This window comes from Wenyingzhuangia gilva, assembly GCF_030519655.1.
In the GTDB taxonomy this organism is placed as follows: domain Bacteria; phylum Bacteroidota; class Bacteroidia; order Flavobacteriales; family Flavobacteriaceae; genus Wenyingzhuangia; species Wenyingzhuangia gilva.
This window is the reverse complement of sequence record NZ_JAUMIT010000004.1, coordinates 46,111-68,823: the sequence shown is the minus strand read 5'-3', so window position 1 is coordinate 68,823 and position 22,713 is coordinate 46,111. Positions and strand designations below refer to the sequence as shown.

Here is a 22,713-nt window from a genome sequence, read left to right as displayed (position 1 = left end):
ACATTACGCTTCTTCACTTTGAAGAAGCGTTTTTTCATTCCTCATTTTTAAATATTCACTTGGACTAATATTAAATTTAGCTTTAAATATTTTTGAAAAATAACTTCTACTACTAAAACCAACCGTATATACAATTTCAGATACGTTCAAATCAGTAGTATTCATCAAATCTCTAGCTTCTTTTAATCTAATATGTCTAATATACTCGGTAACAGTTCTGTTATATAATAACTTAAAACCTTCCTGAAGCTTGGCTTGAGTTAATCCTGTTTCTTCGGATATAGATTCTAAAGAATAATTAACAGCAGGTGTTTTTATTATTTTTTTAGCATATTTTCTAACCAACTTTAGTTCACTTTTTAATAAAGAAGTCTCCAATGTTTGACCATTCATAGCCTGGTTATGCTGAAAAATATGTTGCGATAAAATTTCATAAACCTTACTTTCTATCAACAACATTTTAATCAACCCTTTCTTTTTAATGTTCGATAAAAAGTTAATATGATCTGCCAATTTTAAATTATGTGCTCCAAAATAAGAAAACTTATTCTCATGATCTGTATCTAAAAATACTTCATGCAACTGATCGTTCAAGGTATCCATAGGTGTTAAAGCTCTCCCCATAAATTTATTTCGCAATACCTGAATCTCATTAGTTCTTAACTTTACTTCTTTAGGCAAATAACTATAAGTATATCCACCATCTTTACCAGAAATAATAACAGACTGGAACTGATCTATCTTTTTTCTAACAGTTGTATGATGAAAATGATGTTCGTAAAATCCTTCCAAACAATAAGAAAAACGAATAGGATTGTACAAAGAAGTATCTCTAAGCAATAAAACTTCTTCCTTAAAAAGCATATCTATTTCAAACATACTCACTCCTCTATCAAACTCAATATAACGAATGGTCCCAAAAGCCTTTTGGTTGTTAATCGTTAAGGTATGCTCTCCCCATCTTTCTTTAATCTCACCACCTAAAACAAGTTGTATCTGTTTTACAGACTCTTTTAAATTGGTGGCGGTAATGTTAATTTCTATCATAGTAGGGATTTTTTATGTAAAGATAAGCTTATGGATTTTATTATTCATGAAAAATTTACAATCCAAAATCTATTGAGTTCAGATCAAAACCGATTGGGTTAATTATAACCTTCTTCTCTCACTATCTTTACAGTAGCAGGTTTAAGCAAGCCTTTACCTGTAATTAATTTTAAAAAAAATACTATGTTAAGATGGACAATATCATTTATTATCCTTGCTATTATTGCAGGTTTATTCGGATTTACAGGAATTGCAGCAGGAGCTGCTAGTATTGCAAAAATACTATTCTTTATTTTTATCGTTCTATTTGTACTCTCCCTTTTATTTGGGAAAAGAATGATTTAAACACTTATTTATCAACCTTTAAAAAACACGTTATGAAAAAATCAATCATTCCAATCGCTATTATATTATTTACCTCAATCCTTACTTTTTCTTGTAAAGAGAAATCAACTTCTGAAAAAGTTGAAGACAAAATAGAAGAAATAAGTGATGACATAGGGGATGCTGCACACGATGCGGGAGATGAAATTAAAGATGCTGCCGAGGAAGTTGCAGATGAAGTAGAAGATGCTACTGAATAACCTATTAAATAAAATCAAAAACTTAAATATTAATCATAAAAACAAAAAAATCATGAAAAAATCAATCTTACCAATTGCAATCGTATTATTTATATCTATCATTTCTTTCTCTTGTAAAGAAAAATCTAAATCAGAAAAAGTAGAAGATAAAATAGAACAAGTAGGTGATGACATCGATGATGCTGCACACGATGCTGGAGATGCTGTAAAAGATGCAGCCGATGAAGTTGCTGATGAAGCAGAAGATGTTGCTGAATAATTTATAAAAAGATAAATACTTACCCTCATTTAAGTTTAAGAATAAAAACCTAAATTTATATGCTCCAAAACCAGAGAAATTTCTCTGGTTTTTTATTTTAAAAATAAATTTACTTATTAATATGTTTCAAAATAAAGACCTAAAGTTTGTTAGTTACGGTGAAATATTATTTGATGTTTTTAAACATGCAAAAAAAATTGGTGGAGCTCCTTTAAATTTAGCTTCTAGAATAAATTCTTTTGGTTTTCCTGTGTCTATGATTAGCGCTATTGGAAATGATGAGGATGGAAAAACATTGCTTAATTATTTACAAAAAAATGGTATCAACACAAGGGGTATTATAACTAATAACTATCCAACAGGATTGGTGAATGTTGAGTTAGATCAACATAAATCAGCAACCTATATTATTGAACATCCGTCTGCATGGGATAAAATGGAGCCTAATGAGACCTTAGATAAAATTGTAAAAACATCCGATGTTTTTTTATTTGGAAGTTTGGCTTGTCGTGATGAAGTTTCTAGAAACACGTTATATCATCTATTAAAAAACAAACAGCCTTATAAAGTTTTTGATGTTAATTTAAGAGCTCCTCATTACCAAATGGAAACCTTAAAAATATTAATGAACCATGCTGATTTTATAAAATTTAATGATGAAGAATTATTAGAAATTTCTTCAGAGCTAGGATCTACTTTTACTTCTATTGAAGATAATATTGACTTTATTTCAAAACACACCCAGACAGATTCTTTATGTGTAACCAAAGGAAAAGATGGAGCAGTGTTGTTGTGGAGAGGAAAATTATATTACAATCCTGGATTTCCTATTACAGTAGCAGATACTGTTGGTGCAGGAGATTCTTTTTTAGCTTCGTTAATTAGTCAACTATTAAGTAATGGTAATCCGCAAAAAGCCATTGATTTTGCTTGTGCCGTAGGATCTATTGTAGCTAGTAGCCAAGGAGCTAACCCTGCTATTAAGGAAGAAGAAATCAACAAATATTTAGATACTTTAAACTAAAAAAAAGTTCAAATCATAAATTTTATGATTTGAACTTTTACTTCTATTTTTTTATGAAACTTTGTTTAATGAAAAAACAAAATCTTCCCATTCTTTAAATTTTTCTTCATTCATCACTCTGGCCATTTTTACCTGTCCTCCTTTTTTCTTTTGATGTGCATTCCATTCCGTAAAAACATTTGTGGGTACAATACTCATCTTTATACCCTTTAATGCTTTTGTTCTGGCTACTTTGTAATTGTTATTAGCTTCTGACAACAACTCATCTAAAGTTTTAGCAATATCCTCATTACTTAAAGAAGAATCATCAATTCCTAAATACCAATGATGATGAAACTCTTCATTAATTCTGGTAGCTGCCAAAGTAAATTCAGGAATTTCTACCTCATACTTTGTTTCTAATTCTCTTAGTGCTGCATCCATTTTACTAACGGATAGTTGAGATCCTACAACGTTTAAAAAGAATTTAGTTCTACCCGTAATTTTAATTTCTGCTCTTTCAACATCTGTAAATGCAATGGTATCTCCAATTAAATATCGCCAGGCACCTGCCACGGTAGAAATTAACAACACATAATCTTTATCTTTTTCAACCTCATCAATACTCAACACAGGAGCCTTCTGATCCAAAGAACCATCTTCTAGAATATACTCTGGTTCAAAAGGCACAAATTCAAAATAAATTCCGTTGTCTAACACCAATTTCATAGCAGAAGTTTCTGGTCTTTCTTGAAAAGCAATAAAACCTTCTGAAGCCAAATAAGTATCAATAACCGTAATAGGATGTTTTAATAATTTATTAAAACTTTTTTCATAAGCAGAAAAAGCCACTCCTCCAGAAGTATAGACTTGTAAACTTGGCCAAACATCATGGATATCATTTGCTCCATGATATTCAATTACTTTTTGCATCATCATTTCCATCCACGATGGGATTCCACTCAATCCTGCAATATCCCAATCTTTGGCTCTTTCTGCAATTTCTTCTACACGCTCATCCCAATCATCAATTTTAGCAATGTCTTCTCCTGGTTTGTAATATCCCCTAAACCAAGACGGAATATTGGCTGCAGAAATTCCACTAATTTCTCCTTCTAACTTATTATTATTTTCATGTAAATCTGTTGAACTACCTAACATCATCATTTCTTTTTCAAAAAATTCTGCAGGCAAATCAAAATTAGCCAAAGCTTCTACTTGTTTAATTCCTGCATCTCTAATAGCCGTAATCATTTCTTCGGTTACAGGAATTCTCTTACTTTTTTTACCTGTAGTTCCTGAACTCAATGCAAAATAATGAGGACTACCAGGCCAGGAAACGTTTGGTCTTCCTTTAATGGTTTTATGCCACCATTCTTTTTCCATTTGATGATAATCAAAATAAGGTACTTTTTCTTCAAAGGCTTTTTGAATATTGTCGGATGCTAAAATTTCTTTAAATCCATAAGCCTGACCAAACTCTGTATCTCTTCCTCTTTCAATTATATATTTTAAAACTTCTAACTGAGCTTCTTTGGGTTCTATTTCTGGTGTTAAAGTTTCTTTTAACTCTATTGCTGTTTTTATAATACTTCCTATAATTGCCATTTCTATTCTTTTAAATTATTAATACTATCTGTTTCTGCAATCAACTCTAAAATTTCATCAGGAGATACATACAATCTTTTGATTCTATTTTTATAAGCATCAGAAAAATCTGCATGATTTAAAATGTAATTTTTGGTTGCCAAAATATAATCTCCCATTCCATTAGAAACTGCATATGAATCTGCTACCCTTTCAGCCTCTCTAATATGCGTTTTGGAGAACAAATACCTAATTCCAAAAGCAATTAAATCCACTCCACTTCTATTTTTATAATCCATGATGTGTCCTAACTCATGACCTAACCAACCAATTAATACGTTCTTAGGAATTTCATTAAGACTTACTTTTTTGTTTTCAACCATAAAATGCTCACTGATATAAATTTTATAACTTCTGTTTTTTGATGGATTTAAAATGGTTTTAAAAACAGGCTGCGCTTTCATAAAAGACGTTTTTAAACTTGGCTTGATGACAAACTCGATAGCTGTATCTTTTAAATCAGGATAATGAGACAAAGCAATTAATGCCTCTTCCTTAATTGTTTTCGGTATAATTTTATGTGATATTTTTTTTGAATTCATGCTGTAGAAAAATCCTAATGTGATAGGAAAAAGTAAGATTAAAATGATTTTGTTCTTTGTTTTCATAACTATTTACAAGTTAAACACTAATCATCCCTTTTATGAACCCATATAAATTAAACATGAACGCTATTAAATTGAATTCTTTAATATTTATAAAATTAAAAGTAAGTTCGTTAATATTATCAACACATTAAAGACATTAACAATGAAAAAACTCCTAACTTATTTTGCGATATTTAAAAGTCTAAGTGTTGAAACTTATAAAAATTGGAATAAAAACAGTCCTTTTCAAATGAGTGCTGCTGTTAGTTATTATGCTTTATTTTCATTTCCTGCACTACTGATTATTTCCATTCATTCTGTAGGACTGATTTATGATAAAAACGAAGTGAAAAATAAAATTATTCATGAGATATCTAGTGTTTTAGGAAATGACTCTGCTAATTTAATTGAAACCATGCTTCAAAACTCTTTTGATGACCAACAATCCAAAATCGCTTTAATTATTGGTGTAGCAACTTTAATTTATGGTGCTACAGGAATGTTTATTGCGTTGCAGAAAGCTCTAAACAACATATGGAAGGTAGCACCTTTACCTAATAACAGTTTTTATAAAATTGTAAAAGATCGATTGTTTTCATTAGGTGTGGTTTTAATTATAGGATTTCTACTATTAATTTCTTTGGTCCTAACTACTTTAATCACCATCCTAACAGATTGGATTCAAAGTCATTTTTCTAATTTTATTCTATATCTTTTTCAAATCATAAACTTTATTATCCCCTTAGGATTAATCACTGTACTGTTTGCTTTTATTTTTAAAATACTGCCCGATGTAATTATTTCATGGAAAGATGTTTGGTTAGGTGCTTTTGTTACTAGCTTGCTTTTTAGTATAGGTAAATTTGCATTAGGTATTTATTTTGGCACTACAAATCCTGGTTCTACTTTTGGGGCTGCTGGTTCTGTTATTTTAATACTTTTATGGGTTTCTTACTCTTGTTTAATTCTGTTTTTAGGGGCAGAATTTACAAAAGTATATGCCTCAAAATATGGTAAAGGACTCCACCCTAATCACTATGCAAAACATGTAAATTAAACTTTTATAAAAACATTCTATATTAACAAAGCCATAAAGTTTTAAACCTTAGATTGACCTATCAATAAATCTTTGTTAAAACTGAGGAAACACAGATAATATATAATAGAAATCATTTAACTTAGTTTGTTATAGAAAGTGGCCATATAAGCCCGTACAAACCATCAACAAGTAAAAACACATGGCTTTAAAAGTAGTAATCTCTCATAAAACAAAGTACAAATACGATCGTTCAGTAAACCTATCGCCACATATATTTAGATTAAGACCTGCTCCACATAGTAGAACACCTATTGAATCTTATTCTTTAAAAATAGAACCTGAAGATCATTTCTTTAATTGGCAACAAGATCCTTTTGGAAATTATCAAGCGAGAGTTGTTTTTCCTGAAAAAACCAAAGAATTATCCATTGCGGTAGAAATTGTAGCAGATTTAAAAACAATTAATCCCTTTGACTTTTTTGTAGATGATAGTGCTGAAGAATATCCATTTGAATACAATGAAATTACTAAAAAAGAACTTGCTCCTTACTTAGAAGTGAATGAGGATAGTGATTTATTACAGCAGTTTTTAAAAACCATTGATTATACCCCTAGAAAAACCATTTATTTTTTAATTGATATCAATAGAAAAATATATGAGTTTTTAAAATATAACATCCGATTAGAACCCGGAGTACAAAGTTCTGAAGAAACTTTAGCTTGTGGAACAGGTTCTTGTAGAGATTACTCTTGGTTATTTGTACAGGTCATGAGACATTTAGGATTTGGAGCAAGGTTTGTCTCTGGATATATTGTACAGTTAAAAGCCGATGAAAAATCTTTAGATGGTCCTTCTGGTCCAGAAGAAGATTTTACGGATTTACACGCATGGACAGAAGTTTATATTCCTGGTGCTGGTTGGATTGGTTTTGATTCAACTTCTGGTTTATTAGCAGGTGAAGGACATATTCCTTTGTCTTGTACACCACATTATGAAAGTGCAGCTGCTGTTAGTGGAGGAATTCTTAGTGATAAAAAAATTAATACCGAATTTGAATTTGAAAATTCAATCACTAGAATTTTAGAATCACCAAGAGTTACAAAACCTTATACAGAAGAACAATGGAAAGCCATTGAAAAATTAGGATATAAAGTAGAAAAAGATTTACAAAAAGGAGATGTTAGATTAACCATGGGTGGAGAACCTACTTTTGTTTCTATTGATGACATGGAATCTCCAGAATGGAATACCGATGCCGATGGTCCTCATAAAAGAAAATTAGCCAACGATTTAACCAAAAGGTTGATGGAAAAAATTGGTGTGGGTGGAATGTTACATCATGCCCAAGGAAAATGGTATCCTGGAGAACCTTTACCTAGATGGGAAATTCAATTGTATTGGAGAAAAGATGGAAAAAACATTTGGCACAATCCTGAATTACTTTCTTGCTTTGCTCCTAATCCAATAGTTCCAGCAGGGAGTGATCTTAAATTTTTAAAAACTCTAACTAAATATTTAAATGTATCCCATCAACATATAATTCCTACTTACGAAGATGCTTTTTATATGCTTTGGGAAGAAGGAAATATTCCTGTAGATATTGATATTAGCAAAGAAGACAGCGAAGATTTAATTAGAAAAAGATTGGCTGAAATATTAGCACAAGGAACTCATAAAGCAGTAGGATATGTACTGCCATTAAACAAACACAAAGAACAATGGTTTACAAGTGAATGGGTGTTTAGACGTAAAAACTTGCACTTAACTCCAGGAACTTCTCCTATTGGCTTAAGACTACCTTTAAGCTCATTAATCACCAAACCAGAATACGAAGTTTTTCCTATTTACGAGCCTGATTTATTTAAAGAACGTAAACCTTTACCTAGTTTTAAAAGATTGGTAAACACAAGATATAAGGATTTCTGTATTAATGGTTTAGACACTAACAAACCTAAATATTTTGTAAGAACAGCTATTTGTTCAGAGATAAGAGACAATAAACTGTATTTATTCTTACCTCCTTTAGATTCAGCAGATGCTTTCTTAGACTTAATTGCTTCTATTGAGGCAACTGCAAAAGAATTAAACATCCCTGTTATTCTAGAAGGATACAACCCTCCACATGACAACAGAGTGGAGTCTATGAAAATTACACCAGATCCAGGAGTGATTGAAATCAACGTACATCCAATGAAAACTTGGGAAGAATTGGTAAACAATACTTTGACCTTGTACGAAGAAGCTAAAAAGTCTCGTTTGGGTACTGAAAAATTTATGTTAGATGGAAAACATACTGGAACAGGTGGAGGAAACCACGTAACTCTTGGAGGAACAAGCCCTGCCGACAGTCCGTTATTAAGAAAACCTAGTTTGTTAAGAAGTTTACTTACCTTTTGGCAACATCACCCAGGATTGTCTTATTTATTTTCTGGAGCCTTTGTTGGAGCTACGAGTCAAGCACCAAGAATTGATGAAGCTAGAATGGAAAACTTGTATGAGTTAGAAATTGCTTTTAGTCAAATTCCTAAAGATGGTGAAGTTCCTTTTTGGTTAACCGATAGATTGTTTAGACACTTATTAACCGATTTAACAGGAAATACACACAGAGCAGAATTCTGTATTGATAAATTATATTCTCCCGATTCTTCTTCGGGTAGATTAGGAATATTAGAGCTTCGTGGGTTTGATATGCCTCCTCATCCACAAATGAGCTTGATGCAAATGTTATTGGTTAGAACTTTAGTAGCTTGGTTTTGGAAAAAACCATACGAACATGATTTAGTAAGATGGGGAACAGAATTACACGACAAATTCCTAATAGAACATTTTGTTAGAGAAGATATTAAAGACATTGTTAGCCAATTAAACAAAGCTGGATACAAGTTCGAGTTAGATTGGTTTGATCCTTTCTTTGAATTTAGATTCCCTTTACACGGAATGGTAGACATCAACAACATCCACTTAGAACTAAGAGCAGGTATTGAACCTTGGAATGTTTTAGGAGAAGAAATGACTGGTGGTGGAACGGCTCGTTATGTAGATTCATCTTTAGAGCGTTTGCAAGTAAAAGTATCTAACTTTGTGAATGAAAGGTATGTACTAACCTGTAATGGCGTAAAAGTACAAATGCAACCTACACCAGTAAAAGGTGAGTTTGTAGCTGGAATTAGGTACAAAGCATGGGATCCATATTCTGCTTTGCATCCTACTATTGGAGTAGATACTCCTTTGGCTTTTGATATTGTAGATACTTGGAGTAGAAAATCTATTGGAGGTTGTAAATATTTTGTAGCACACCCTGGTGGTAGATCATACGAAACCTTCCCTGTGAATAGTTTTGAAGCTGAATCTAGAAGAATTAACCGTTTTTGGGACATTGGTGAAACACAAACTTATGTTGATAACATAGAGGAAATCACCCAAAGTGAAACAGAAGCTCCTAAGAGAACTGTTGAAGAATTAGGTAGTTCAAAAAAATTCAGATATAAAACAATTCCAGTCGACAAAGAATTCCCAAATACCTTAGATTTGCGTAAAAAATAGAGTACCCTAAATGACTAGTAATTCGAATAAACTTTTTAAAGATTATTTATCTGATATTAAGAATTATGATGAAGTTTTAAAACCCAATAAAGAAATCAACCAAAATTGGAATGCATTATTGGAAAACATCAACACCATTGGTGATGATAAATTAAAAAACCTTCAAAGTGAGATTGATTGGTTAATGGTTGAGAACGGGGTTACTTATAACGTATATAATGACCCTAATGGTTTACACAGACCGTGGAACTTAAACATTATTCCTTTTGTTATAAATGAAGATGAGTGGACAGAGGTAGAAAGAGGGATTAAACAAAGAGCTGAGCTTTTAGATTTAATCCTAAAAGATATCTATGGAGAAAAAAAATTAATTAAAAACAAAATTCTTCCTCCAGAAGTTGTTTATGAACACAGAGGTTTTTTAAGACAATGTGACAACATAAAATATACTACTGCAAAATCTTTAATGATTTATTCTGCAGAAATTTCTAGAGGCCCTGATGGAAGAATGTGGGTGGTGAATGATAGAACTCAGGCACCATCAGGAATGGGATATGCCTTAGAGAACAGATTTACAACCAGTAGAATTGCTTCAGAATTATACAATAATATCAATGTAAAACAACCTTCAGCCTTCTTTAATGACTTCAATCAAATGTTAATTGATGCTGCTCCAAAAGATGTTGAAAACCCTAATATTGTTATTTTAACACCTGGACCTCATAACGAAACCTATTTTGAACACGCCTATTTATCTTCTTTACTAGGATATCCCTTGGTAAAAGGAAATGATTTAATTGTTCGTAATGGTTTTGTTTGGATGAAATCTTTAGACGGACTTAAAAAAGTTGATGTTATTTTAAGACGTGTCGATGACGTTTTTGTGGATCCACTAGAATTAAGAGAAGATTCCTATTTAGGAATTGCTGGCTTGTTAGAAGTGGTCAGAAATCAAAACATTACTGTTGTTAATCCTGTAGGAAGTGGCGTAATAGAAAATTCTGGTTTGGTTCCTTTTATGAACGCCATTTGTAACTACTTTTTTAAAGAAGATTTAATTCTTCCTCAAATTGCATCTTGGTGGTGTGGACAAGAAAAGGAATTGAATTTTGTACTTAAAAACATCAAAAATTTTGTTGTCAAAAGGATCGATAGATCTAACAGAGAAAGTTTATACTTTTGCGAGTTTTTATCAGAAACAGAAATTGAAGTCCTAAAAAAAGAAATTCTAAAAAATCCTTGTCGATTTGTAGCTCAAGAAAAAATATCATTTTCATCAGCACCAACTTATATCAACGGAAAATTAGAACCTAGAAAAATTGTATGCAGAACCTTTACCATTGCTAAAGAAAATGGTTATACAGTAATGCCGGGTGGTTTGGTGCGTGTGGCATCAGAACGTCAAGAATTGCGAGTATCCAATCAACGTGGAGGCGTTAGCAAAGATTTTTGGGTAATTAGTAATGAACTACAAACCAACATTCAGCAATACACATGGAATAGTTCTCAAAACATTTCGGTGTCTGATATTAATGATTTACCAAGTAACACAGCCGAAAATTTATTTTGGTCTGGAAGATATTTAGGTAGAGCTTTGGTAACTTCTAGATTTATTAGAATGGTGTTGAACAACATGAACAATGAGCAATACAATTCAAGAAAATCAGAATCAGAAATATTAACTTATTTATACAAAGCCATTACAAACATCACCTCTACTTTTCCTGGTTTTGTGGGAGAAGGTTCTGAAAAAAACTTAGAAAATCCATTAAACGAAATTCAATCTTTAATTCTAGATGAAAACAGAATAGGTAGTTTGGCTCAAACCCTAAATAGTTTTAACAATTCATATTACACCCTAAGAAACCTTTGGTCTAAAGATATGTGGAGGGTTTTTGATAGTATTAAAAAACTATGGAAAAACTACAATACAGATGAACAACCCTCTATTGCTTCGTTAACCAAATTATTAGACAGAACCATTACAAGGTTGATTGCTTTTATGGGCTTAATAGAAGAAAGTATTTTAGTAAACCAAGGTTTGTTACTTTATTTTATTGGTTTACAAATGGAACAAGCTACCATGAATATTGCCAAATGTAGATCTTTAATTGTTTTTAATTACGAAGAGCAATTAAACTACGAAATCTTAGAATCGCTATTATCTAGTCACGAAAGTTTAAATATTTACAGATATAGTTATCGTTCTTATCTAAGTATAGACAATGTGGTCAATTTGATTTTGTTAGACAAAGAATATCCAAAATCTTTATCCTATCAATTAAAAAGAATAGAAAAAGACATAGAAAGATTGCCTATTCCAAAAGGAACTTTAGGTTTTTCTAAATCTGTAGAAACCATAAGAGTAGCCAATAAAATTATCAACAATATTGATTCTGAAACTTTGCTAAGTTTAAATGAAGATTTAACGCTTAGAAACAACCTTGAAGATCTTTTGTCTGAATTAAGTGATTTGTTACACGAAACTTCATTGTCAATTTCTAACACTTATTTTGATCATACCTATCAGCAAACACAAATGGTTAAACAAAAAATTGTGATATAATGGTTTATAAAGTCATCCATACTACCCAATATGATTATGAGGAAGGTGTAACCTTTTGTCACAACATGGCAATTTTAAAACCAAAGAATATTCCTGGTCAAAGATTGATTTCATACGATTTGCAAATCAGTCCAAAACCTGTAGAATTTTCGGAAAGGCTTGATTTTTTTGGGAACACTATTACTCGTTTTTCCATTCAGGAACATCACAAACAATTAAAAGTAACTGCTGTTAGTAAAGTGGAAAGAAATATTTTACTTGCTCCAAACATTGATGATTTTGAATCTGCTAAAAACATTACTCTAACGGAAGCCTTAGAAGTTTTAAAAGGAGTAAGTGATGATATTTTAGAAGCAAGACAATTTCAGCTAGAATCTGTACTCATCAAAAACATTGATGAAAACATCAAAGCTTATGCAGAAATTTCTTTTAAACCAGATAGATCTGTGTATGAAGCTAGTTATGAATTAATGCAAAGAATTTTTAAAGATTTTGAATTTAACACTACCTTTTCTAACGTAGCAACACCTATTAGTGAGGTGATGAAAGAAAAAAAAGGAGTGTGTCAGGACTTTGCACAAATTGCTATTGCTTGTTTAAGATCTGTAAAATTACCTGCAAAATATGTGAGTGGTTATATAGAAACTTTACCGCCTCCTGGAAAAGAAAAATTAATTGGAACCGATGCTTCTCACGCTTGGTTTTCTGTTTACATTCCTACTTTTGGTTGGTTAGATTTTGATCCTACCAACAATCAAATCCCCAAAAACCAACACATTGTAGTGGCCTGGGGAAGGGATTATTACGATGTTGCTCCCTTAAAAGGAGTGTTATATAGTAGTGGAAAAAGCACCTTAAAAGTATCTGTAGATATTAGACCTGATGGTGGTTATAAACAAACACAAATGCAAATTCCGGGATCAGCTTCTCAACAACAGCAGCAGCAACAATAATTAATCCTCTAGAATTTCTAATTGTTTAATAATTTGCTCTTTTGTGATGGGATACTCTTTTCCATTAACAATGTTTTGATAAACAGCTTCAAAAATATGCATATAGGTTGCAGGTTCAGATGGAATTTTAATCATTTTTCTATCTAATTCATTAGGAGCAATGGTTAACTCTCCCTCTACTCCTTTGGGTTCTGTACCATAATTTACATCAGTAATTTGCATGCCTGCCATTAACTGTTCTTCTTGTAAATTAATTCTTTGTTTTATATAAGTTCCTTTGGTTCCGTGTACCACAAAAGACGGTTGCGGATTTGGGACCAACATACTTGCCGTTACATGAACATGAACGTTGTTAGGAAATTCAATAAAAGCATACATAAAATCATCTACTTGAGTATTTTCACGATAATACCCTTTCTTTTTATGCCAACTTACAGGCAATCCAAATAATGAAATTGCTGCATCAACAATATGAGAACCTAAATCATAAGTAATTCCACTCCCTGGAATAGTTGCCGTTTCTTTCGCAACTTTTGGACCTATATCGGTTTTGTATCTATCAAACCTAATATGTGCTTCTACCACTTTGCCTAAATCACCTGATTCCAATACTTTTTTAACAGAAAGATAATCGCTATCATATCTTCTATTGTGATATGCTAAAATTTTACAATTATTTTCAGCTGCCACGTCGTACAATTCTTTTGCTTGTTTTGATGTAATGGCAAATGGCTTTTCCATCAATACATGTTTTTTTGCTCGTAGAGCTTGTAAAGCAAAATCGTAATGTGTGTTATTGGGCGTGTTTACAACAATTAAATCAATATTATCATCATTTATAATAGCATCTAAAGAATCATAACTAATTACATTAGGATACACCTCTTTGATTGTTTTTTTACTTCTTTCTACCACAGCCGTTAGTTCAAATCCTTTGTGCTCATTTACAAAAGGTGCATGAAAAACTTTTCCTGAAAGTCCAAAAGATAACAATCCTGTTTTGATGATTTTTGACATTGATAAGTGCTTTTTTGATTAACGATAGCAATTTAATTATTTCAAATCTTTTAAACACTTCCTGTGTATATAATTATTGTAAATGATATCTTTGAGATTAAAACACATTTCCATTGATTTCATTTTTAATTAAAAACATCTTTAAAGGATTTATCAGCTTGTTTGGAGTAGCAACACTACTTTTCTTTTTGTTTAATTTATTGGGAGATCCTTCTAGAATGTTGTTAGACCAAAGAGAAGATCAAGAACAATTGGAGAACATCAAAATAAAATACGGATTAAATTTACCTTTACACACGCAGTATTTTAATTATTTAAATGATTTGTCTCCTATTTCTTTTCACAGTAAAAATCTAAATGATTATTCTTTTTTACCTGAGGATAAATCAAGAATTACCTTTTTAAATACTGATACTTTTGTAGGAGTATTAAAATTCCCAAATCTTAGAAATTCTTTTCAAAAAAACGACAAAGAAGTGAGTAGTATTTTAATGGAAACATTGCCAAACACCTTGTTGTTAGCTATAACAGCCATTAGTATTGCTTTTGTGATTGGATTGTTATTAGGAATTGTATCTGCCTTGCAAGTCAATACTTTTTTAGACAAATGTATTATGGTGATTAGTACTTTGGGAATGAGTTTACCCTCTTTTTTCTCTGCCATTTTATTCGCTTGGTTTTTTGGGTTTGTGCTACACGAATACACAGGTTTAGGAATGACAGGTAATATTGTGGAAGTTGATGATTTTGGAGAGGGAACTAAAATTGTGTGGAAAAATGCCATTTTACCAAGTATTGTTTTAGGAATTAGACCTTTAGCTGTTATTGTGCAATTAACTAGAAATTCTTTGTTAGATATTTTAAGTAAAGATTATATCAGAACAGCCAAATCTAAAGGATTGTCTACTTATGTCATCATTAAAAAACACGCCTTAAAAAACGCATTAAACCCAGTAATTACCACACTATCTGGTTGGTTTGCTTCTTTATTAGCTGGTGCGGTTTTTGTAGAGTATATTTTTAACTGGAACGGTTTAGGAAAAGAAATTGTAAACGCTTTAAATTCTTCCGACTTACCTGTAATCTCAGGAAGTATATTAACCATTGCTGCATTTTTTATCCTCCTAAATATTTTGGTAGATATTTCTTACAGCATATTAGACCCAAGTGTTGAATTAAAATAAAATATTATGAAAAAAATCACCTTAATTTTAGTCGCCTTTATTTTCTTTGCTTGCAAAGCACAAGAAAAAACAGCATTTAGTAAAGAAGTATTAGCCGCACCAATGGTCACGTTGGCTGGTGATGATCTTACTTTTCAAGAATTAATAGATAACCAAAGAGGAAAAACTACCGTTATAGAAGTATGGGCATCGTGGTGTAGCGACTGTATCAAAGGGCTTCCAAAACTTAAAAAACTTCAAGAAAAACACCCAAATGCTGACTATGTATTTATATCTTTGGACAAGAATCAAACTGATTGGAAAAAGGGTATCAATCGTTTTAGTATAAAAGGAAATCATTACTATGTAGAAGGTGGATGGAAAAGTATATTTGCTAAAAACATAGACCTTGATTGGATTCCAAGATACATTGTCATTGATGAAACTGGAAAAGTACTAATCTACAGAGCCATTGAGGCTGATGATTCTAGAATAATAAAAGTATTAGAAAACTAAATTTATATAAAATGAGAAGTAAAATTGTAGCAGGTAACTGGAAAATGAACAAAAACGTTGCCGAGTCTAAAGCTTTAGCAGAAGGATTGGTAAACGAATTAAAAGATGTTGCTTTAGACAACACAAGAGTTATTGTTTCACCTACATTTGTAAACTTAACTACTGTATTAGCAGCTACTGAAGGTTCTGCTGTAGAAGTTGCTGCTCAAAACATGCACCAAGAAGCTAACGGAGCATATACAGGAGAAATTTCTGCTGAAATGTTAACTAGTGCAGGAATTAAAACTGTCATCTTAGGTCACTCTGAAAGAAGAGAATACTTTGGTGAAGATGAAGCTTTATTAGCTAAAAAAACAGATGCTGCTTTGGCAAACGGATTAGAAGTAATTTACTGTTTTGGTGAAGTAAAAGAAGAAAGAGAAGCTAATACTCAAGAAGAAGTTGTTGCCAAACAAATTTCTGGAGCATTATTTCATTTAGATGCTGCTGCATGGTCTAACATCGTATTGGCATACGAACCAGTTTGGGCTATTGGAACAGGATTAACTGCTTCTGCAGATCAAGCACAAGAAATGCATGCATTTATCCGTGGATTTGTTGCTAATAAATACGGTGCTGAAGTTGCTGAAAACGTGTCTATTTTATATGGAGGTTCTTGTAAACCATCTAACGCTGAAGAAATTTTCTCTAAACCTGATGTTGATGGAGGTTTAATTGGTGGAGCTTCTTTAGTTGCTGCTGATTTTGCTGCTGTGATTAAGGCAATCTAAGAAAACAACAAAATATATTCTTAAATAGCTAAAAGCTTTTGCTTTTAGCTATTTTTGTATCCAGAAATATCATATACAAATGAATTACACAGGTTACACTTTTACCATTACACCACTACAACCCGCTACTGAAATTTTAATTGCTGAATTGGGTGAATTAGGTTTTGAAAGTTTTGAAGAAACAACTACAGGTTTAGAAGCTTACATTCAGACACAAGATTGGAACGAAGATATTTTAGACGATGTTTTTGCTTTACAATCTGAGGAGTTTAACATTTCTTATACTTATAAAGAAATTGAACAAGTTAACTGGAACTTGGAATGGGAAAAGAATTTTGAACCAATTCATGTAGATAATAAAGTAAGTGTCATTGCTCCTTTTCATGAAAAAACAGAAATGGAGTATGAAATCGTGATAGAACCAAAAATGAGTTTTGGTACAGGTCATCATGAAACTACTCATTTAATGATCAAACATTTGTTAGAATTAGATCTAGCAGATAAGAGTGTTTTAGATATGGGAACAGGAACTGGAATTTTAGCCATTTTTGCTGAAATGAAAGGAGCACATCCTATTGATGCTATTGATATTGATGAGTGGTGTTTTATCAATACTGAAGAAAATGTGATTAAAAACAACTGTAAACATATTACAGCTTACCAAGGAGATGCTTCTATGTTGGTAGATCAAAAATACGATGTGATTATTGCCAATATCAATAGAAACATTCTGTTAAACGATATGGAAACTTATAATAAATGTTTAAATAAAGGTGGTAAATTGTTATTAAGCGGATTTTACACACAAGACATTCCATTTCTTGAAGAAAAAACCAAAGATTTAGGGTTGACCATTCAAAAAACTTATACTAAAAATAACTGGGTTGGTTTACAATTAGATAAATAATTCTTATTTTTACTTTGATTATGAGTACTATAGAAAAAAAATCAGAAAGTATAGATGTCCTTGAACAACTGATTAAGGACTATGAAATTGTTTTATACAACGATGATATAAACACATTTGACTATGTAATAGATGCTTTGATAAACGTTTGTGAGCATGATCTAATTCAAGCTGAGCAATGTACCATGCTGGTTCATTACAAAGGAAAATGCGCTGTAAAAACAGGAAGTTATGAAGAATTAAAACCTAAATGTTCTAAACTATTAGAATTAGGATTGTCTGCTGAAATACAATAATATGGAACAGTTTTTAGACTATTACAACTTTTCAGATTTCAGTAAAGACCTTTCTTCTTTTTTTGATACCATTGCCTATGCTTGGATTAAAGATGACTTATATCTTGTACTAGAAAAAAAAGAGGAACTTTACAACGTACATTTTACTAGCTACGATTCCAAGGAGGACATTGGAAAACAAAAGCCTAATGGATTAAATACATTAATTGAAGACTTTAAACTTGACGATAATGATCATCGAAAAGTGGTACAACAATATTTAGATTATAATTAACAAAAAAGGAAGCTATAAGTAGCTTCCTTTTTTATTTATAATAATATTCATAAATCTTATACATCTAAATACATAAAAAAACTCATCATAAATTAATATGATGAGTTTTTTGTGACCTCGGGAGGATTCAAACCTCCAACCTCTTGAGCCGTAATCAAGTGCACTATTCAGTTATGCTACGAGGCCGATTGCGGATGCAAATATAGTGCTTTATTACAATGTCGCAAAATAAATATAAACTTTTTATAGAGAATTTTTAGTCACAAAAGCTCTCCAACCTATTAATAATAATTGTGTTTTAGATGCTCTACTAATATCCAATTGTTTACGTCCATAAGAGGGCAATAATACTTTGTTACATTTAGCTAAAGATCTAAAGATTCTTTTTTTCATGGCATATAAATTAAAAGTATATTCGCACTAAATTAATAAAAAATGAACATACTTTACATTATTATCGGTTTGGTTCTACTAATTTTGGGTGGAGACTGGCTTTTAAAAGCCTCTGTAAACATCTCCTTAAAATTAAATATTTCCAAAATAGTGATAGGAATGACGGTCGTTTCATTTGCTACCTCAGCTCCCGAATTGATTGTAAGTATTAAGTCTGCTTTAGATGGATTTCCAGATTTAGCCCTAGGAAATGTAATAGGATCTAACATAGCCAATTTAGCTTTGGTTTTAGGAGTTACTATATGTTTAGGAACCATTGATGTTGGAAAATCTTTTTACACCATTGACTGGCCTATGATGATGGTTGCATCTGTGCTACTTTATTTATTTATTGGTTATGATTTGATTTTAGACAGAACTGAAGGAACCGTCTTATTTTTAATACTCATAGCTTTCCTATATTATTTGCTACGCTTACAAAGTAAAACAACCATTACGGATGAAGAATTAGATATACAAAATGATGAAACACCTCTAATAAAAACATTGTTTTTATTATTCATTGGTGGTATTGGATTATGGGGTGGTTCAGAATTATTAATAAAAGGAGCTGTTGGTTTTGCTGAGGCTTTAGGAATAAGTGAACGTATTATAGGCGTAACCATTGTTTCTGTAGGAACTAGTATTCCAGAACTTGCAGCCTCTATTATTGCCATCATTAAAAAAGAAAAAGCTATTTCTTTAGGAAACTTAATAGGATCTAACATTTTTAATATTTTAGCAGTATTAGGAATTACCTCAATGATTACTCCAGTAAAAGTGGGAGATTTAAACATTATAACCAATGATATTTATTGGATGCTAGGTGTGGCTTTATTGGTTTTTCCTTTGTGCTTTATTCCTACCAAGTTAAAATTTGGATTTAAAGAAGGGATTGTTTTACTAGCTACTTATGCTGCCTTTATTTATTTTACTGTTTTTTCATAAACACTATCTTTGATGTTAAATTAAAGAATGAAAAAAGAAAAGAAAAAATATTTACAACGTAAACTTATTTATAGACTACGTATTTTGACTTTTATTTTTTTAGGGATGAGTGCCATTGGTTTTTATGATATTTATGCCTGGGAACTCCCAGTCTATAAATGTATTTTATACTTTTTAGGAGGTATGGGGCTTGGTTTTTTTATTGGGAGAATGCATCGTATTGTTTGGAATGAAGAAGTAGGACAAGCAGTTTCCAAAATGGATGTTTTTGGAATCTTAATTCTAATCTTTTACATCTTAATTGTCGTTTTTAAAAAGCATTTTTTTTCTCATTGGTTGGCAGGTCATCAATTATCAACTTATGTAATGTGGTTTTCTGCTGGTATTATTGTAGGGCGTATGATTACACTAAGAATGAAAATAAAAAAGGTTCTTAAAAACCAAGGAATCTTTTAAAATAGATAAAATAAAAAAGGCGAATCTTAAATAAGATTCGCCTTTTTTATTTTGTTGAGTGATTAGAATTCTCGTTTTCCAAATTCACTTTCAATAAACTTAGATTTGTTTCTTAGTTTGTTAAAAGTATAAGTTAAGTTTAAAGACACTACATCTACCTCATACACATAATTAGTGGTGGTATAAAACTCACCAGGTCTAGAAGTAGTAATTCTTTGCTCATTACTATTTAACAGTCCCATATCTATATTTTGCCATTGTAAGGTGGCTGTTAAATTATCATTCCAAAACGTTTTTCTAAAAGTTAAATTTGGTGTGTAAAACCTAGAATCTTGTCCCATCGCTGTATTTCTATCAGAAATATAGTTTAAGGTAAATTGTAGTGATGCGTTTTTCCAAAATGAATAAGTAGAGTTTACATTAAAGGAATAAATAGTAGCCTTACTATCTATATTGTATAATCTTCTAATACCATCTCTATGATTAAAACTCATCACTCCATCAATAGCATAATTATAAATATTTGCTCCAATAAAATTTGTCCATTTTTTTGAAGGTTTTATGGTTGCTCCTATTTCTAGTCCAATAGCGTTACTTTTTCCTACATTAGAATACACTCTATTTAAAATACTGTCAATCACTACTCCGTTAGATTCATAAGCCAATGCATTTACTCTATTAATTACATTTTTAGTATGTCTAAAATAAGCTGTTGCAAACATTGAGTTTCCTCCTTTAAACTTTTTGTAGACTCCTAATTCAACCAAATCAATAAATTCTGGTTTTAATTTGTTATCCCCTTGTTCATAAACTTCTGAGTGTTCTCGCTCTGCAAAACTATTCATTTTAAATGTAGTAGTTCTATCTACCCTCTTACTATAAGCTGCTTTAATATTGGTTTTATCATCAACTTTGTATTGTAAAGATGCTGATGGAAACAATTTAAAATAATCAAACTGATATGTATTTTGATTGGGTTCAGAAACCAACTTTTCTTTATACTCTCTATTCATTAATTCTGCTCTAATCCCTGCATTATAATTCCACTTTTCTTTTGTTCCTGTTACTTGAGCATAAGCAGCATGTATAATTCTTTTTAGTTCAATATTACTAGAGAATTCAGGTACTTGACTAAAATCTGTTTCTCCTTGACTTACATTTTTACGTTGATAATCAAAATCTCCTTTATGGTCTAGATGTCTAAATTGATAGCCTGTTTCTAAGGTTCCTAAACTCATAGGTTTCCATTGATAATCTAAGTTAAAACGAATACCATTTAGTGGATTGTCATTGGTGTTTTTTTCTTGCTGATATATTTTAATACTATCATCTGTTAAATAATCATCTGACAAATCGGTTCCCTCAACATTATCATTTTCTGTTGGGCCACCTAAAAAAGTATACTCATATAAAACAGAAGTCGATAATTTAGATTTATCTGAAAACTTATGGGCATAATCAAAACTTGCCAAAGCAAAATCTCCTTTACGAGTTCTTAAGTTGTGATTATAATAAGAAAATTCATTTTCTATAGTTCCACTTCCAATTGGAGACACTGTATAATTATTATAAAAAATATCTGCCAATCTATCTTTTTGTCTTTTTCCTGCATACATTCCTAATGAAAATTCATCAGCATCGTTTGGTGTATAATCAACTGTAAATCTACCGTTATAGCTTACCTCATCAAAACTACGTTCTCCATCAGAAGGTAAAAATCTATGAGTATCATTAGTAGTATTCACAATATCCAATCCTCCTTCTCTTCTACCAGAAATATCATTACGTTGGTAACTAGCTCCAACAGAAAAGTTCCAATCATCGGTTCTGGTATTGTAGGTTGCATCAATTCCATAACGTTGAGGATATTCCTTGGTATTATAATCTTGAATGGGAGGAAAACCACCACGAACATTTACTTGAGCATAGTCTCCATTGGTTGCTCCTTTTTTGGTAATGATGTTTAAAATACCTGCTGTTCCTTCTGGATCGTATTTGGCAGATGGAGCCGTAATCAATTCAACTTTTTCTAAAGCATTTGCAGGAAGTTGTGCTAAAATAGAGGCCGCATCACCTTGGGTTGGTTTTCCATTTAATAAAACAGCAAAACTATTACTACCTCTTACACTAATAGCTCCCTCACCATTTACGGTTACCGATGGTAAATTTTTAACTACATCTACTGCGCTACCTCCTTGGCTAGTCTGAAATTTACTAGTTTCAAAAACTTGTCTATCTATTTTATGAGATACAGTTGCTGCTTGTCCTTTAATAACAACAGCATCTAATTGGCTACTTGCTATTGATAATACCAATGTTCCTAAATCTATAAAAGCATTTTTTTTATCAACTCTAATGTTTTCAACTTTTTTAGGTTGATATCCAATAAATGTAGTTTCTAAAGAATAGGTTCCTGAATTTACATTTTCGATAAAAAACATTCCTTGTTGATTGGTTACAACACCTGTAACAACTTCTCCTTTTTGATTATATAATGTTGCTGTTGCGTATTCTAAAACATCCTTACTTTCTTTATCTGTCACTTTACCAATGATTTGGGAAAAAGAAAAATTAGAAATTAAATAGAACAAAATCAGTGTACATAGTTTTTTCATGGGGTAATTATTTTAGTTTTTTATGATTTTAAGAACTCTCCAAATCATCATCCAAAAGTAGTGGATTGAAGTGAATTTTATTTTAATATA

The 22,713-nt window shown here is 31.4% G+C and carries 22 protein-coding genes and 1 tRNA gene; 16 read left to right on the top strand and 7 right to left on the bottom strand.

Annotation, left to right across the window (positions count from 1 at the left end; genetic code table 11):
* Positions 1 to 3 precede the first annotated feature (3 nt).
* A complete protein-coding gene (locus tag QVZ41_RS09070) occupies positions 4 to 1,047 on the bottom strand; it encodes an AraC family transcriptional regulator (RefSeq protein ID WP_302884249.1) in 1,044 nt (347 codons plus the stop codon).
* Between the two features lie 183 nt (positions 1,048 to 1,230).
* On the opposite strand from QVZ41_RS09070, the gene QVZ41_RS09065 reads away from it, so the two are divergent.
* From QVZ41_RS09065 to QVZ41_RS09050, 4 genes are all read left to right on the top strand, one after another.
* Positions 1,231 to 1,392, top strand: a complete 162-nt coding sequence (locus tag QVZ41_RS09065; RefSeq protein ID WP_073120065.1) for a DUF1328 domain-containing protein — start codon at positions 1,231 to 1,233, stop codon at positions 1,390 to 1,392.
* A gap of 32 nt (positions 1,393 to 1,424) precedes the next feature.
* The gene (locus QVZ41_RS09060; protein ID WP_302884248.1) at positions 1,425 to 1,631 is read left to right on the top strand and encodes a hypothetical protein; all 207 of its coding nucleotides are present in this window, start codon (positions 1,425 to 1,427) and stop codon (positions 1,629 to 1,631) included.
* Between the two features lie 52 nt (positions 1,632 to 1,683).
* Positions 1,684 to 1,890 carry a hypothetical protein gene (locus QVZ41_RS09055; protein WP_302884247.1) on the top strand — a complete coding sequence of 69 codons (207 nt, stop codon included), beginning with the start codon at positions 1,684 to 1,686 and terminating at the stop codon, positions 1,888 to 1,890.
* A 94-nt stretch (positions 1,891 to 1,984) separates the two neighbouring features.
* Positions 1,985 to 2,914, top strand: coding sequence for a carbohydrate kinase family protein (locus QVZ41_RS09050; RefSeq protein WP_338140798.1), 930 nt, complete (start codon positions 1,985 to 1,987; stop codon positions 2,912 to 2,914).
* 51 nt (positions 2,915 to 2,965) lie between these two features.
* Here the strand turns inward: QVZ41_RS09050 and QVZ41_RS09045 are convergent, their stop codons facing one another.
* Both QVZ41_RS09045 and QVZ41_RS09040 read right to left on the bottom strand, forming a co-directional pair.
* Entirely contained in the window at positions 2,966 to 4,501 is a 1,536-nt protein-coding gene (locus QVZ41_RS09045; protein WP_302884246.1) for a GH3 family acyl-acid amido synthetase, read from the bottom strand.
* 2 nt (positions 4,502 to 4,503) lie between these two features.
* Positions 4,504 to 5,148: a hypothetical protein gene (locus tag QVZ41_RS09040; protein WP_302884245.1), complete on the bottom strand. Its 645-nt coding sequence runs from the start codon at positions 5,146 to 5,148 to the stop codon at positions 4,504 to 4,506.
* A gap of 142 nt (positions 5,149 to 5,290) precedes the next feature.
* Here QVZ41_RS09040 and QVZ41_RS09035 point away from each other — a divergent pair, with 142 nt between their 5' ends.
* The 4 genes from QVZ41_RS09035 (at position 5,291) to QVZ41_RS09020 (ending at position 13,229) form a co-directional block, all read left to right on the top strand.
* Positions 5,291 to 6,184: a YihY/virulence factor BrkB family protein gene (locus tag QVZ41_RS09035; protein ID WP_302884244.1), complete on the top strand. Its 894-nt coding sequence runs from the start codon at positions 5,291 to 5,293 to the stop codon at positions 6,182 to 6,184.
* A 181-nt stretch (positions 6,185 to 6,365) separates the two neighbouring features.
* A complete protein-coding gene (locus QVZ41_RS09030; RefSeq protein WP_302884243.1) occupies positions 6,366 to 9,710 on the top strand; it encodes a transglutaminase family protein in 3,345 nt (1,114 codons plus the stop codon).
* A gap of 10 nt (positions 9,711 to 9,720) precedes the next feature.
* Positions 9,721 to 12,276: a circularly permuted type 2 ATP-grasp protein gene (locus QVZ41_RS09025; RefSeq protein WP_302884242.1), complete on the top strand. Its 2,556-nt coding sequence runs from the start codon at positions 9,721 to 9,723 to the stop codon at positions 12,274 to 12,276.
* Positions 12,276 to 13,229: a transglutaminase family protein gene (locus QVZ41_RS09020; protein WP_302884241.1), complete on the top strand. Its 954-nt coding sequence runs from the start codon at positions 12,276 to 12,278 to the stop codon at positions 13,227 to 13,229. The genes QVZ41_RS09025 and QVZ41_RS09020 overlap by 1 nt, the downstream gene beginning before the upstream one ends.
* On the opposite strand, the gene QVZ41_RS09015 is transcribed toward QVZ41_RS09020, so the two are convergent.
* A complete protein-coding gene (locus tag QVZ41_RS09015) occupies positions 13,230 to 14,246 on the bottom strand; it encodes a Gfo/Idh/MocA family oxidoreductase (protein ID WP_302884240.1) in 1,017 nt (338 codons plus the stop codon).
* A 113-nt stretch (positions 14,247 to 14,359) separates the two neighbouring features.
* Here QVZ41_RS09015 and QVZ41_RS09010 point away from each other — a divergent pair, with 113 nt between their 5' ends.
* The 6 genes from QVZ41_RS09010 (at position 14,360) to QVZ41_RS08985 (ending at position 18,172) form a co-directional block, all read left to right on the top strand.
* Complete coding sequence (locus QVZ41_RS09010) at positions 14,360 to 15,430, top strand: ABC transporter permease (RefSeq protein WP_302884239.1); 1,071 nt, start codon at positions 14,360 to 14,362, stop codon at positions 15,428 to 15,430.
* 6 nt (positions 15,431 to 15,436) lie between these two features.
* Positions 15,437 to 15,925, top strand: coding sequence for a TlpA family protein disulfide reductase (locus QVZ41_RS09005; RefSeq protein ID WP_302884238.1), 489 nt, complete (start codon positions 15,437 to 15,439; stop codon positions 15,923 to 15,925).
* 11 nt (positions 15,926 to 15,936) lie between these two features.
* The gene (gene tpiA, locus QVZ41_RS09000) at positions 15,937 to 16,695 is read left to right on the top strand and encodes a triose-phosphate isomerase (RefSeq protein ID WP_302884237.1); all 759 of its coding nucleotides are present in this window, start codon (positions 15,937 to 15,939) and stop codon (positions 16,693 to 16,695) included.
* A 79-nt stretch (positions 16,696 to 16,774) separates the two neighbouring features.
* A complete protein-coding gene (gene prmA / locus QVZ41_RS08995; RefSeq protein WP_302884236.1) occupies positions 16,775 to 17,602 on the top strand; it encodes a 50S ribosomal protein L11 methyltransferase in 828 nt (275 codons plus the stop codon).
* A gap of 20 nt (positions 17,603 to 17,622) precedes the next feature.
* Positions 17,623 to 17,898 (top strand): ATP-dependent Clp protease adaptor ClpS, encoded by a 276-nt coding sequence (locus tag QVZ41_RS08990; protein ID WP_302884235.1) that lies wholly within the window; start codon positions 17,623 to 17,625, stop codon positions 17,896 to 17,898.
* A gap of 1 nt (position 17,899) precedes the next feature.
* Positions 17,900 to 18,172 carry a hypothetical protein gene (locus QVZ41_RS08985; protein ID WP_302884234.1) on the top strand — a complete coding sequence of 91 codons (273 nt, stop codon included), beginning with the start codon at positions 17,900 to 17,902 and terminating at the stop codon, positions 18,170 to 18,172.
* Positions 18,173 to 18,284: 112 nt separating this feature from the next.
* Here the strand turns inward: QVZ41_RS08985 and QVZ41_RS08980 are convergent.
* A tRNA-Arg gene (locus tag QVZ41_RS08980) sits at positions 18,285 to 18,358 on the bottom strand.
* Between the two features lie 57 nt (positions 18,359 to 18,415).
* Entirely contained in the window at positions 18,416 to 18,565 is a 150-nt protein-coding gene (locus QVZ41_RS08975; RefSeq protein WP_302884233.1) for an SsrA-binding protein, read from the bottom strand.
* A gap of 42 nt (positions 18,566 to 18,607) precedes the next feature.
* On the opposite strand from QVZ41_RS08975, the gene QVZ41_RS08970 reads away from it, so the two are divergent.
* Together QVZ41_RS08970 and QVZ41_RS08965 are read left to right on the top strand one after the other, a co-directional pair.
* On the top strand, positions 18,608 to 19,552 hold the full coding sequence (locus tag QVZ41_RS08970) for a calcium/sodium antiporter (protein ID WP_302884232.1): 945 nt from the start codon (positions 18,608 to 18,610) through the stop codon (positions 19,550 to 19,552).
* A 27-nt stretch (positions 19,553 to 19,579) separates the two neighbouring features.
* Positions 19,580 to 20,008, top strand: a complete 429-nt coding sequence (locus QVZ41_RS08965) for a hypothetical protein (protein ID WP_302884231.1) — start codon at positions 19,580 to 19,582, stop codon at positions 20,006 to 20,008.
* A 62-nt stretch (positions 20,009 to 20,070) separates the two neighbouring features.
* On the opposite strand, the gene QVZ41_RS08960 is transcribed toward QVZ41_RS08965, so the two are convergent.
* Positions 20,071 to 22,623, bottom strand: coding sequence for a TonB-dependent receptor (locus tag QVZ41_RS08960; RefSeq protein ID WP_302884230.1), 2,553 nt, complete (start codon positions 22,621 to 22,623; stop codon positions 20,071 to 20,073).
* Positions 22,624 to 22,713 lie beyond the last annotated feature (90 nt).